Genomic DNA, 12196 nt, shown 5'->3' on the forward strand with positions numbered 1-12196 from the left:
GGAACGGTTGTCAGAGCCAGCGGTCGCGCAGCGCCGGCTTCAGCCACGAGGCCGGGGAGGACATCGAGAGCCCTCCGTCGACCGGGATGGTGGCGCCGGTGATGAAGGACGCCCCCTCCGATGCGAGGAAGGTGACGACGGACGCGACCTCCTCCGGGCGTCCGATCCTGCCCAGCGGATAGCCTTCGGTCTCGCCGGTGTCGGCGGCGGAGATGCTCCCGGGCTGCACAGAGTTGACGCGGATCCCGCGCGGGCCGTAGTCCAGCGCGAGCTGCCGCATGAGCGCCTCGACACCGGACTTGGCCGCGGCGTACGCGGGCAGGGAGGGCGCTGCGAGCGTGGCGTTGACCGAGGTGACCGCCACGATCGATGAGCCGGGCGCGAGCAGCGGCAGCGCCGCGCGGGCGACGAAGAACGCCGAGTCGAGGGTCGCCCCGAGCGCCCCGCGCCAGTCCTCGTCGCTCGTCGCGTCGGCGCGGCCGATCGGCATCCGCGCCGCCGCGAGAACGACGACGTCGATGCCGCCGAGAGCGGCCGCCGCGTCGGAGACAGCCCTTTCCGCGCCTTCCGGGCGGCTGCAGTCGGCGACGAGGAAACTCGCGAAGGCCGGATCGACGGTCGGCTCCAGCCCCACGCCGACGACAGCGTCGCCGCGCTCCGCGAACGCGCGCGCGATGGCGATGCCGATGTCGGATCCGCCGCCGATCAGCAGCACACGACTGCTCACACGCGCACCGCGGTCGGCAGGGGAGGAAGGGCGAGCTCCGCGAGGACGAGGTGCACCGCGGCGCGGCTGCCGGCGTCGAGGCGGGCCGCCGGGTAGCGCACGGTGGCGTGCTCGATGATGCCGCGCGCGACGAGGACCTCCTTGTGCACCGCCCATGCGATGCCGCCCTGCAGTCCGATCAGCACGAGAGGGAGCATACGACGGAAGCCCGCGCGCGCCTCTTCGACGCGCCCCGCGACGAAGTCGGCCAGCACCGGTCCGAGCAGGTCGGGGAACTCGCAGGCCGGCATCGTGCCGACGGCGCCGCGCGCGTACTCCTCCAGGCAGAACTGGGCGTTCTGGCCGCCGAGCACGGCGAAGTCCGCCCCGCCGAGCGCGTCGATGACGGCTCCGACCTTGGGCGCGGTCGGCGGCGCCTCGACCTTGACGGAGTCGACGCGATCGAGACGGGCGAGCTCGGCGATGAGCCCCGGCGTCATCGTCACGCCGGTGACGCCGGGGGCGTCCTGCACCATGATGGAGAGGGAGGTGGATCCCGCGACATCGCCGTAGAAGTCGACGAGCGTGCCCGCCGCCGGCTTCACCATGAACGGCGGAAGCACCATGAGCGCGTCGGCGCCGCCCTCCTCGGCGAGGAGGGCCTGCTCGATCGAGGTCGCCGTCGAGGTGCCGTTGACTCCGGCGATGACGGGAACGCGTCCGGAGACGACGGAGACGACGTCGTCGAGGATCGCGCGCCGTTCGTCCGCCGTCAGCGCGAAGCCCTCGCTCGCCATTCCGAACACGGCCACGCCGTCGACGCCGGAGGCGAGTTCGAATTCGACCAGACGCCGAAGGCCGGCGCGGTCGAGCGCGCCCGTCTCGTCGAATGGCGTCGCCAGGATCGGCATCAAGCCATGGAGGGTAGGAGTCATCGGCCGGTTCCCCGCTTCATCATCGATTCGCATTTCGCGCAAGAGGTATGCATATTGTGAGATAGTCTGCCACATAACGGTTATCGCCTACCAGTGAAAGAGGGCAAGGTTGTCGCGTTCACCCCGGTCACGAACCGTCGAGATCATCACCGACGAACGATACGTTCAGGCCGAGTCACCGCGCTGGGACGGCCGGGACGGTGGTCTGGCCTGGATCGACATGGCGACGGGACGCTTCCACCGGGGGCGCTGGGACGGCTCGAGGCTGGTGCCGGCGGAATCCCTCGCCGTCGGGGCGAAGATCGGCGCGCCGGCGCCCCTCGTCGAGGCGGGCGCGGGGTGGATCGTCGCCGCCGAGCGTGGCGTGGTGTACGTGGGGGATGAGGGCGGCATCGTTCCCGTCGTCTCGGACCTCGCCGTGCCGGGCGACTACATGAACGATGGCGCCTGCGATCCGTTCGGGCGTTTCTGGGTGGGGAGCCAGTCGATGCCGCGGGATCCGCACAGCACGCTGTGGTGCATCGACGGGCGCGGGATCGCGGTCGAACGCCTCGGCGGAGTCACGGTGTCCAACGGCCTCGTCTTCGACGACACCGGATCCACGATGTACTACATCGACACGCTTCCGCACCGCAGCATCGAGGCCTTCGACGTGGCCCCCGACGGTCGGTTGTCGCACCGCCGCACGGTGTGCGCCGTCGAAGGAGGGAACCCCGACGGCATGGCGATCGACAGGGAGGGGATGCTCTGGGTCGCGGTGTGGGATGCGGGGGAGGTGCGCCGCTACTCGCCCGACGGGACGCTCGACGAGGCCATCGCGCTCCCCGCGACGAGGCCGACCGCGGTCGCCCTCGTCGACGACCTGCTGGTGATCACGACGGCGAGCATCGGACTGCAGAGCCCCTCCCCGGCGGACGGCGCGATCCTGGGCGTGCAGGTCGAGGTCGGCGGTGCGCCTGCGCGGCCGTGGGGCGGAGCGATCCCCCTCGGAGGTCGCTCAGACGCGACGGCCGGGAGGAAAGGCTCGTGATCGTGGACAACGCGCGCCTGCAGGAGCGGCTCGGCGCGAGCCGGCTCATCGCGACCCTCCGCGGAGGCGACGTCGACGCCACGGTCGCGGTGGCGCGCCGCTTGAGGGAACCCGAGCTCCGAGGCAAGCCCCTCCACTTGCGAGTCGTCCCCGTCAGCGCACACTCTGGCGTGTGCTGACGGGGACGACTCGTCGGTGGGGCCGCGTCAGTGCGTGTCGACGGCTTCGATCTCGGTGCGGTCGCCGGACCACTGGGTGTGGAAGGTGCCTTCCTTGTCGATGCGCTTGTAGGTGTGCGCGCCGAAGAAGTCGCGCTGGCCCTGCACGAGCGCGGCAGGAAGGCGGTCGGCGCGGATTCCGTCGTAGTACGACAGCGACGAGGAGAATGCGGGCGCGGGGATACCGGCCTGCGCGGCGGTCACGACCACGCGGCGCCACGCGGCCTGGGCGCGGGTGAGCGCCTCGGCGAAGTACGGCGCGGTCATCAGGACCGGCAGCTCCGGCGTCTCCGCGTAGGCGTCGGCGATCCGGTTCAGGAACTGCGCGCGGATGATGCAGCCGCCGCGCCAGATCTTCGAGATCGCGCCGAGGTCGATGTTCCAGTCGTATTCGGCCGCACCGGCGCGGATCTCGTCGAAGCCCTGCGAGTAGGCCACGATCTTCGACGCGTACAGCGCCAGGCGCACGTCCTCGATGAACGCGTCGACCTGGTCGGCGGACACCGTGAGGGCCTCCGCCGGACCGGGAAGGGCGGTGGCGACGGCGCGCTGCTCGGGGTGCGAGGAAAGGGACCGGGCGAACGTGGCCTCGGCGATGCCGGAGACCGGCACCCCCAGCGCCAGTGCGGTCTGCACGGTCCAGGCCCCGGTGCCCTTGGCCCCGGCCTGGTCGAGGATGACGTCGACGAGCGGCTTGCCGGTGGACGCGTCGACCTGGCGGAGCACCTCGGCGGTGATCTCGATCAGATAGCTCTCGAGCTCGCCCTTGTTCCACTCGGCGAAGATCTCCGCGATCTCGGCCGGGGTCTTGCCCGTGCCGCGGCGGATCAGATCGTAGGCCTCGGCGATGAGCTGCATGTCGGCGTACTCGATGCCGTTGTGCACCATCTTCACGAAGTGGCCTGCGCCGTCGTGGCCGACGTGGGTCACGCAGGGCTCGCCCTCGGCGATCGCCGCGATGGAGCGGAGGATCGGTCCGAGCGTCACCCAGGACTCGTCGGATCCGCCCGGCATGATCGACGGGCCGGTGAGCGCACCCTCCTCGCCGCCGGAGATGCCTGCGCCGACGAAGTTGATGCCCGTGGCGCGCACCGCCTTCTCCCGGCGGATCGTGTCGGGGAAGTACGCGTTGCCGCCGTCGACGATGATGTCGCCCGGCTCGAACACCTTCACGAGCTCATCGATCACGGCGTCGGTGCCGGCGCCGGCCTTGACCATGATGATCGCGGTGCGCGGCTTCTGCAGCGCGTCGGCGAACTCCTGGTAGGTGGAGGCGGGGATGAAGCCGGCCTCCGGGTGCGCGTCCAGCACGCCCTGGGTCTTCTCGTAGCTGCGGTTGAAGATCGCCACGGTGTTGCCCTCGCGGCTCGCAAGGTTGCGGGCGAGGTTCGAGCCCATGACGGCGAGTCCGACGACTCCGATGTTGGCGTGGGCGGTGTGTTCTGACACGCGGGACTCCAGACGACAGCGTGGGTGGGCTTCCCAGGCTACCCGGTGGGTCCTCGCCGACGATGTCGATGACGTTCGCCGTCGGGGGGATCCGCGGGGCTGGAGCGTGCGTCGCGTGCGTGGATGTGTCGGTCGCGAGAACAGCATGTAACGATCCGAATACCCGTTCGTCGCGGGGGAGCGAAATTCCGGACGCCGTCGGACTAATGTCGTTCGCGGAGCGCGTGCAAAGAGGTACGCTCACCACACCCTTGATGACATCGACGTTCGCAAGGAGCGGTCGATGACCCGAATCGGAAGGCAATCACAAAATGATGCGAAAGAAGGCCCTCACCGCGGGCGTCGCAGCAGCAGCGGCCCTGCTCTTGCTCGCAGGTTGTGCGAACAAGGCCGGAGGAACTCCGACGTCGAGCAGCGGAGGCGGGATCGACGTCCCCGCCGTCACCTCGGTCGACACCCCGAAGGACGCCGTCCTGCCCGCGGGTGACGGCAAGGGCAAGTGCGCGGCGACGACCACGATCGCCTACATCGGCGCGGAGACGGGCGCGAACGCCCAGCTCGGCATCAACATCTTCAACGGTGTGCAGCTCGCGATCGACCAGCACAACAAGGCCAACCCCGACTGCCAGGTGCAGTTCAAGAAGTTCGACACCGAGGGAACGCCCGACAAGGCGACCGGTCCCGTGACCCAGGCCGTGAGCGAGTCCGACATCGTCGGCGTCATCGGCCTGCCGTTCTCCGGAGAGTCCAAGGCGACCGGCAACATCTTCGAGCAGCAGGGCCTCGTGCACCTGACGCCGTCGGCGACCAACCCCGGTCTGACCAAGAACGGCTGGACCACCTTCTTCCGCGCCCTCGGCAACGACTCGCAGCAGGGTCCCGCCGCGGCGAAGTTCGTCACGGACACGCTGAAGGCCAAGAAGGTCTACCTGGTGCAGGACGACTCCGACTACGGCATCGGCCTCGGCACCGCGACCAGCGACGCGCTCGGCTCGGCACTGGTGGGCACCGACAAGGTCACCACGGGCCAGAAGGACTTCTCGGCCACGATCTCGAAGATCCTGAACAAGAAGCCCGACGCGGTCTACTACGCCGGCTACTACGCCGAGGGTGCGCCGTTCGACCAGCAGCTCGTCTCCAAGGGCTACAAGGGCGCCTTCGTCGGCCCCGACGGCGTGAAGGACGACCAGTTCATCAAGCTCGCCGGCGACGCGTCCAAGAACGCGTACTTCACCTGCCCCTGCATCCCCGGTGAGCTGCTGACGGACTTCGCCAAGCAGTACCAGGACGCTTCCAACGCGGCTCCCGGCACGTACTCGATCGAGGGCTACGACGCGGCCACCGTGCTGCTGGCCGGCATCGACGCGGGCAAGCAGTCTCGCGCCGACCTCAAGGACTGGGTCAAGAACTACGACAAGGACGGGCTGAGCAAGCACTACAAGTGGGACGCCACGGGTGAGCTGCAGGCCCCCGCGGTCTACGGCTACAAGGTCGACGCCGGCAAGATCGTCTACGTCGGACAGATCGGCAAGTGATCCACCGGCCCCGCGACGCATGAGCTGCGTCGCGGGGCCTTCTTCCCCTGCTCTTTCCCGGCGCCACGAGCGCCCCCTGTGGAAGCGAATCTGAATGCTGGATCTTCTCGCCCTGTCCGTCGTGCACGCGGACAACTCCTGGATCAATTTCGACGTCAACGCGCTCTTCCAGAACTTCTGGAGTGCGACGTTCGACGGTCTCACTTTCGGGGCCGTCTACGGCCTCATCGCGGTCGGCTACACGCTCGTCTACGGCGTGCTCAGCCTGATCAACTTCGCCCACTCCGAGGTCTTCATCGTGGGCGCATACGGCGTGGTCATCACACTGACCAGCCTCGGCTTCGGTCCCAGCGCCCCGACGATCGGCCCGGCCGAGATCATCATGGATCTGGTGCTGGCGCTCGCCGTCGGCATGCTCGCCTCGGCAGCGACCGCGTTCATCGTGGAACGCGCCGCTTATAGACCGCTGCGCAAGCGCAATGCACCGAGGCTGGCGTTCCTCATCACCGCGATCGGTGTGTCCTTCGCGATCCAGTACCTGATCTTCAATCTGCCCAAGCTCGGCAAGATCCCGGGGTTGGAGTTCATGAGTTCGATCGGCGGTGGCAACGCGCAGCCCGCTGTCATCATGTTCGTGGCGGATCCGGTCTTCGACGTGTTCGGCACGATCATCACGAACCAGCAGATCGTCATCGTGGTCGCTGCAATCCTGCTCATGGTCGGCACCGACATCTTCATCCGGCGCAGCCGCACCGGACGCGGAATCCGTGCCGTCGCGCAGGATCCGGACACCGCGACCCTGATGGGCGTCTCGAAGGAGCGCACCATCGTGATCACCTTCATCATCGGCGGTCTGCTCGCCGGAGCCGCCGCCCTGTTCTACGTGATGCTGGTGCCCTCGGGCGTCATCTACACCGGCGGATTCATCCTCGGCGTCAAGGCCTTCGCGGCGGCCGTGCTCGGCGGCATCGGCAACGTCCGCGGCGCGCTGCTCGGCGGCATCCTGCTGGGCATCGTCGCCAATTACGGGCAGATCCTGCTCGGCGACGCGCAGTGGGCCGACGTCGTGGCCTTCGTCATTCTCGTCCTCGTCCTGCTGGTCCGCCCGACCGGCATCCTGGGCACCACGCTCGGAAGGAGCAAGGCATGAGCACGTCCGCTGATGGGCCCCGCCCGCTGCCCACCGCCGAGTCGGCCCGCGAGGCCATCGAGACCGAGTCGATCGCGACCCCACGTCGCGGTCCGTTCCGTGGTCTCCGCGGGCGCTGGAACGAACTGTCGCGCCCCATGCAGTGGGCATGGATGCTGCCGGTGGTGGCGATCGCGTATGCGCTGCCGTACCTGGACTTCTTCCCGATCAGTACTTCGGATGCGGGCACCAGCTGGTCGATCGCGCTGTTCTCGATGGCGGTCTACGCCCTCGTCGCAGTGGGTCTGAACGTCGTGGTCGGCTACGCGGGGCTGCTCGACCTCGGCTACGTGGCCTTCTTCGCCGTGGGGCAGTACACGGCAGCGATTTTCACCAGCCCTGACTCGCCGTATCTGAAGATCCCGTACCTGTGGACGCTTCCTGCGGCCATGGTCATTGCGATGATCTTCGGCGTCACTCTGGGCGTGCCGACACTTCGCCTGCGCGGAGACTACCTCGCGATCGTGACGCTCGGCTTCGGCGAGATCGTGCGGATCCTCGCGACGATCATCCCGGCGATGAAGGGGCAGGTCGGCTTCCAGAATGTCGGTCGTCCTCCGGGCGAGACCGCGAACGGGGTCCCGATCTTCGCGACTTCGAACGGTGGGCCGTGGTACTGGCTTACCCTCACCGTCCTGATCATCGTCCTGCTGCTCGTGGGCAACCTCGAGCGCTCGCGGGTCGGCCGCGCGTTCATCGCAATCCGCGAGGACGAGGACGCGGCCGAGACGATGGGTGTGCCCACCTTCAAGTACAAGGTGTGGGCGTTCGCGATCGGCGCGAGCGTCGGCGGCCTCTCCGGCGCGCTGATGGCGGGTCAGATCGGCTTCGTCAACAACCAGAAGTTCGACGTGCAGACCTCGATCCTCTTCCTGGCCGCCGTCGTCCTCGGCGGCACGGGCAACAAGGTCGGTGCGATCCTGGGCGGCGCGATCGTCGCGTACATCCCGCTGCGTTTCACTTGGATCGCCGACTTCAAGTACCTGATCTTCGGAATCATCCTGGTGATCCTCATGATCTACCGCCCGCAGGGTCTCATCCCGGCCAAGATGCGTCTGATGGCGTACTCGCGCAAGGCGATCGAGTGGATCGCGCCACCGAAACCCCCCAAGGCGGAACCGCCGCGAACACCGAAGCCGAGAACCGAGGGGGGTGCGTCATGACCGATCCGATCCAGAACCCGGTCCCCGCCGACGCGGCTCCCGAGGAGCCGGTCACGGATGCGGCATCCGTCGGAGGGCCGATGCCCGAGGGTGCAGAGCCCGACATCGTGCCGGGTGAGGCCCCGCCGCTCGTCGAGGGCGCCGAGTCCGAGCGCGAGATCGAGGTGCCGGTCGGGGAGAAACTGGTCGAGGTGAAGAACCTCACCATCCGCTTCGGCGGTCTCACCGCCCTGGATGACGTGTCGTTCGACATCAGGCGCGGCGAGATCCTCGGCCTGATCGGACCGAACGGCGCCGGAAAGACGACGTGCTTCAACGCCATGACCGGCGTCTACAAGCCCACCAGCGGCGACGTGCTGCTGGAAGGGCAGTCGGTCAAGGGACGCAAGCAGCACCAGATCACGCGTCTGGGCTTCGCCCGCACGTTCCAGAACATCCGCCTCTTCGGCGAGATGACCGCTCTGGAGAACGTCGTCGTCGGGCTGGACGCGCGGCACCGCACCTCGGTACCGGGCGCGCTGCTGCGTCTGCCCAGGCACGTGCGGGAGGAGAAGAGCTCGGTCGATCGTGCGATGGCCCTGCTCGACTTCGTCGGGATCGCGCAGCACGCGCAGAAGCGCTCACGGGATCTGTCCTACGGATCCCAGCGACGCCTCGAGATCGCCCGCGCCCTCGGAACGGATCCGAAACTCCTCTGCCTGGACGAGCCGGCCGCCGGCTTCAACCCGGCCGAGAAGGAAGACCTGATGGCCCTCATCCGGTCGATCCGGGACGAGGGTTACACGGTGCTGCTCATCGAGCACGACATGAAGCTCGTGATGGGCGTCACCGACCGCATCGTGGTGCTCGAGTTCGGCAAGAAGATCGCCGACGACCTGCCCGCCGCCATCCGCAACGATCCGCGTGTGATCGCCGCCTACCTGGGAGTGCCCGAAGATGACGTTGCTTGAACTGAAGGACGTCTCGGTCCACTACGGGCGGATCAAGGCGATCCACGACATCTCCTTCTCGGTCGACGAGGGAGAGATCGTGTCGCTGATCGGCGCGAACGGCGCGGGCAAGACCACGACCATGCGCACGATCTCGGGACTGCTGCAGCCGTCCACCGGATCCATCACGTTCGATGGCGAGGACATCACCAAGATGAAGGCGCACCTGCGCGTCGTCAAGGGGATCTCGCAGTCGCCCGAGGGCCGGGGGATCTTCCCCGGCATGACGGTGCTGGAGAACCTCGACATGGGCACGTTCGGTCTGAAGAGCAAGTCGGGTGTCGCCGAGTCGTACGAGCGCGTGTTCTCGCTCTTCCCGCGGTTGGACGAGCGCAAGAAGCAGCTGGGCGGCACGATGTCCGGCGGCGAGCAGCAGATGCTCGCCATCGGACGGGCGCTGATGTCCCAGCCGCGCGTGCTGCTGCTGGACGAGCCCTCGATGGGTCTCGCTCCGCAGTTCATCCGGCAGATCTTCAAGATCATCACGGAGATCAACGCGCAGGGCACGACCGTGCTGCTGGTTGAGCAGAACGCGAACCAGGCGCTCGCACGCGCGCACCGCGCCTTCGTGCTGGAGACCGGGGCGATCACCCGCACCGGAACCGGCAAGGAGCTGCTCGCCGATCCGGCCGTCAAGGAGGCCTATCTCGGCGTGGGGTGACTCGAGCCGCACACGAGAAGAACCGCGTCGTCCGGAAGGGCGGCGCGGTTCTTCGTCTGTGGTTCGTCAGTCCTTGCGGTAGCCGGAGCGGCCGAGCGAGAACAACGCGCCGAAGCAGAGCACGGTCGCGCCGACGGCCATCAGGCCGATCAGCCAGGCCAGCGCTTCGGAGAGGAATGCACCATCGGTCATGCCCTACAGCCTACCGTCAGAACAACGCGCCGAACTCGGGTAGCATGGTGTGGTCCTCGGCGAGGGATGACGCACGTGTGCGCGCATCCGTGATCGACGCGGCGAGCTCTGGCTCTCCTTCCGTCGTGTCGAGACGACGCACCCAGACCACCGCGCGGCCCCGAGCCGCGTGTGAACAAGGAGAACACCATGACCGAAGACAACAAGGTTGTCGCCGAGCTCCGCACCAGCTTCGGCAAGGGCTTCGCCCGCCGCCTGCGCGCCGCGGGCCAGATCCCGGCCGTCATCTACGGCCACGGCACCGAGCCGGTGCACGTCGCGCTGCCGGGCCACCAGGTCGCCCTGCTCATCCGTCGCGCCAACGCGCTGCTCGAGCTGGACATCGAGGGTCGCGCCGAGCTCGCCCTGGTCAAGGACGTGCAGAAGGACCCGGTGCACCAGATCATCGAGCACATCGACCTGCTCGTGGTGAAGAAGGGCGAGAAGGTCTCGATCGAGCTCCCCGTCGTCGTCGTGGGCGAGGCGTTCGCAGGCACGATCGTGCAGCTGGAGAACACGCACGTCGCCGTCGAGGCCGAGGCCACCCACATCCCCGAGCACGTCGAGGTCTCCGTCGAGGGCCTCGAGGAGGGCTCGCACATCACCGCCGCCGACGTGAAGCTGCCCAAGGGTGTCACGCTGGTCGCCGACCCGGAGCTGCTCATCGTGGCCGTCTCCGCGCAGAACGTCGCCGACTCGCTCGCCGAGGCCGAGGGCGACGCCCTCGAGGCGGACGCGATCGCCTCCAAGGCGGAGTGACCTTTCGGTTCTCAGAACTCTGAGAAGGGAGCGCGATTCTTTCGCGCTCCCTTCTTCTTCTCTCCGGGAGGATGGATCCATGGCGCAGACGTGGCTGGTGGTAGGGCTCGGCAACCCGGGCCCGAAGTACGCCGCGACCCGGCACAACGTGGGTCAGATGGTCTTGGACGAGCTCGCGGCGCGGCGTGGCGAGGCGTTCCGTGAGCACAAGGCCGGCGCCCGGGTCGTGGAGACCTGGGTGCGGCCGGGCGGCGACAAGCTCGTGCTCGCCAAGCCCAACAGCTTCATGAACGTGTCCGGCGCCCCGGTCGGCGCCCTCGCGCGGTTCTACTCGGTCGACCCCGAGCGGGTCGTGCTCGTGCACGACGAGCTGGACATCCCGTTCGACACCATCAAGCTCAAGGTCGGCGGCGGGCACGGGGGACACAACGGCATCCGTGACGTCGCCCGGGTGCTCACGACCCCGGACTTCCCGCGGGTGCGGGTCGGGATCGGGCGTCCGCCCGGTCGGCAGGATCCCGCGGACTGGGTGCTCGCACCGTTCGGCGCCGCGGAGCGCTCGAATCTCCCGATCCTCGTCTCCGACGCGGCGGACGCCGTGGAGCAGCTGGTCGAGGAGGGCCTGCTCGCCGCGCAGCAGAAGCACCACGCGCCGCGCTGACCGCGGCTGCACCGCGTGCCGGGCAGATCGCGTCGCGTCAGCTCTGCGAGGCCGCCACGCCCAGTGCGATTGCGAAGGCCAGGTAGCCGACCACGAAGTAGACGAACGGCCCCAGCACGGCGATGATGACGGCCGCGACGCCGGATCCGCGTCCGCGCCGCTTGGCGATCGCGACGATGCCCTGCACCAGCGCCCAGATCCCCAGCGCGGTCGCGGCCCACGACGTGATCTCGACCCACAGCACGAGGTCCCGCACGGGTGTCAGGATCGACAGGTCGCCTGCGCCGACCTGATTCTCGAGGGTCGTCAGGTCGGCCGAGGATCCGATGCCGTGTCCGACCTGCCACGCGAGCACGGCTCCGACGACGGTCAGCACGACGGTGGCGACGAGCGAGAGCAGCAGAGCCGTGCGGCCGAGCCCCGAACCGCGGGCCGTCTGCGGCGTCGGCGCGTAGGGGGTCGTGAAGCCCCCGGCAGGTCCGGAGAACGCTCCGGGAGGGGCCTGGTAGACCGGGGCGGTGGGCTGCGCGAACTGCTGCGGTGCGCCGTAGGCGGGAGGCGCGATCGGCGGTGCCGGATATCCCGTCGCGGCGGGCGGCGGAACGGGAGCGGGCTGCTGCGGATCGGTCACGCGTTCATCCTAGGGTCGGCATCGGACCTACGACGAGAG

The 12196-nt window shown here is 68.5% G+C and carries 13 protein-coding genes; 8 read left to right on the plus strand and 5 right to left on the minus strand.

The annotated features are described in order from the left end of the window. Nucleotides 1-10: 10 nt before the first annotated feature. Together AB4078_RS07815 and AB4078_RS07820 are read right to left on the minus strand one after the other, a co-directional pair. Entirely contained in the window at nucleotides 11-727 is a 717-nt protein-coding gene (locus AB4078_RS07815; RefSeq protein WP_440732379.1) for an SDR family NAD(P)-dependent oxidoreductase, read from the minus strand. Then, the gene (locus AB4078_RS07820) at nucleotides 724-1617 is read right to left on the minus strand and encodes a dihydrodipicolinate synthase family protein (RefSeq protein WP_440732457.1); all 894 of its coding nucleotides are present in this window, start codon (nucleotides 1615-1617) and stop codon (nucleotides 724-726) included. Before AB4078_RS07820 ends, AB4078_RS07815 begins: the two co-directional genes overlap by 4 nt. Before the next feature lie 133 nt (nucleotides 1618-1750). On the opposite strand from AB4078_RS07820, the gene AB4078_RS07825 reads away from it, so the two are divergent. Continuing rightward, nucleotides 1751-2671, plus strand: a complete 921-nt coding sequence (locus AB4078_RS07825) for an SMP-30/gluconolactonase/LRE family protein (RefSeq protein WP_441976648.1) — start codon at nucleotides 1751-1753, stop codon at nucleotides 2669-2671. Between the two features lie 206 nt (nucleotides 2672-2877). Here AB4078_RS07825 and gndA read toward each other — a convergent pair whose 3' ends face one another. Beyond that, complete coding sequence (gndA, locus tag AB4078_RS07830) at nucleotides 2878-4338, minus strand: NADP-dependent phosphogluconate dehydrogenase (protein ID WP_441976649.1); 1461 nt, start codon at nucleotides 4336-4338, stop codon at nucleotides 2878-2880. 311 nt (nucleotides 4339-4649) lie between these two features. On the opposite strand from gndA, the gene AB4078_RS07835 reads away from it, so the two are divergent. The 5 genes from AB4078_RS07835 (at nucleotide 4650) to AB4078_RS07855 (ending at nucleotide 9875) form a co-directional block, all read left to right on the plus strand. After that, nucleotides 4650-5873, plus strand: coding sequence for a branched-chain amino acid ABC transporter substrate-binding protein (locus AB4078_RS07835; protein ID WP_441976650.1), 1224 nt, complete (start codon nucleotides 4650-4652; stop codon nucleotides 5871-5873). A 94-nt stretch (nucleotides 5874-5967) separates the two neighbouring features. Then, on the plus strand, nucleotides 5968-7023 hold the full coding sequence (locus AB4078_RS07840) for a branched-chain amino acid ABC transporter permease (protein WP_441976651.1): 1056 nt from the start codon (nucleotides 5968-5970) through the stop codon (nucleotides 7021-7023). Further along, the gene (locus tag AB4078_RS07845) at nucleotides 7020-8225 is read left to right on the plus strand and encodes a branched-chain amino acid ABC transporter permease (protein WP_441976652.1); all 1206 of its coding nucleotides are present in this window, start codon (nucleotides 7020-7022) and stop codon (nucleotides 8223-8225) included. The genes AB4078_RS07840 and AB4078_RS07845 overlap by 4 nt, the downstream gene beginning before the upstream one ends. Beyond that, nucleotides 8222-9175, plus strand: a complete 954-nt coding sequence (locus tag AB4078_RS07850) for an ABC transporter ATP-binding protein (protein ID WP_441976653.1) — start codon at nucleotides 8222-8224, stop codon at nucleotides 9173-9175. The genes AB4078_RS07845 and AB4078_RS07850 overlap by 4 nt, the downstream gene beginning before the upstream one ends. Beyond that, nucleotides 9162-9875, plus strand: coding sequence for an ABC transporter ATP-binding protein (locus tag AB4078_RS07855; protein ID WP_440732372.1), 714 nt, complete (start codon nucleotides 9162-9164; stop codon nucleotides 9873-9875). Before AB4078_RS07850 ends, AB4078_RS07855 begins: the two co-directional genes overlap by 14 nt. A 66-nt stretch (nucleotides 9876-9941) precedes the next feature. On the opposite strand, the gene AB4078_RS07860 is transcribed toward AB4078_RS07855, so the two are convergent. Beyond that, nucleotides 9942-10067, minus strand: coding sequence for a hypothetical protein (locus AB4078_RS07860; protein WP_258955456.1), 126 nt, complete (start codon nucleotides 10065-10067; stop codon nucleotides 9942-9944). A 189-nt stretch (nucleotides 10068-10256) separates the two neighbouring features. On the opposite strand from AB4078_RS07860, the gene AB4078_RS07865 reads away from it, so the two are divergent. Together AB4078_RS07865 and pth are read left to right on the plus strand one after the other, a co-directional pair. Further along, the gene (locus AB4078_RS07865) at nucleotides 10257-10865 is read left to right on the plus strand and encodes a 50S ribosomal protein L25/general stress protein Ctc (RefSeq protein ID WP_440732371.1); all 609 of its coding nucleotides are present in this window, start codon (nucleotides 10257-10259) and stop codon (nucleotides 10863-10865) included. Nucleotides 10866-10944: 79 nt separating this feature from the next. Next, nucleotides 10945-11526 carry an aminoacyl-tRNA hydrolase gene (gene pth, locus AB4078_RS07870; protein ID WP_441976654.1) on the plus strand — a complete coding sequence of 194 codons (582 nt, stop codon included), beginning with the start codon at nucleotides 10945-10947 and terminating at the stop codon, nucleotides 11524-11526. 37 nt (nucleotides 11527-11563) lie between these two features. On the opposite strand, the gene AB4078_RS07875 is transcribed toward pth, so the two are convergent. Further along, entirely contained in the window at nucleotides 11564-12157 is a 594-nt protein-coding gene (locus tag AB4078_RS07875; RefSeq protein WP_440732369.1) for a hypothetical protein, read from the minus strand. Between the last annotated feature and the right edge of the window lie 39 nt (nucleotides 12158-12196).

It is taken from the genome of Microbacterium sp. 2MCAF23 (assembly GCF_052115565.1).
Lineage (GTDB): Bacteria > Actinomycetota > Actinomycetes > Actinomycetales > Microbacteriaceae > Microbacterium.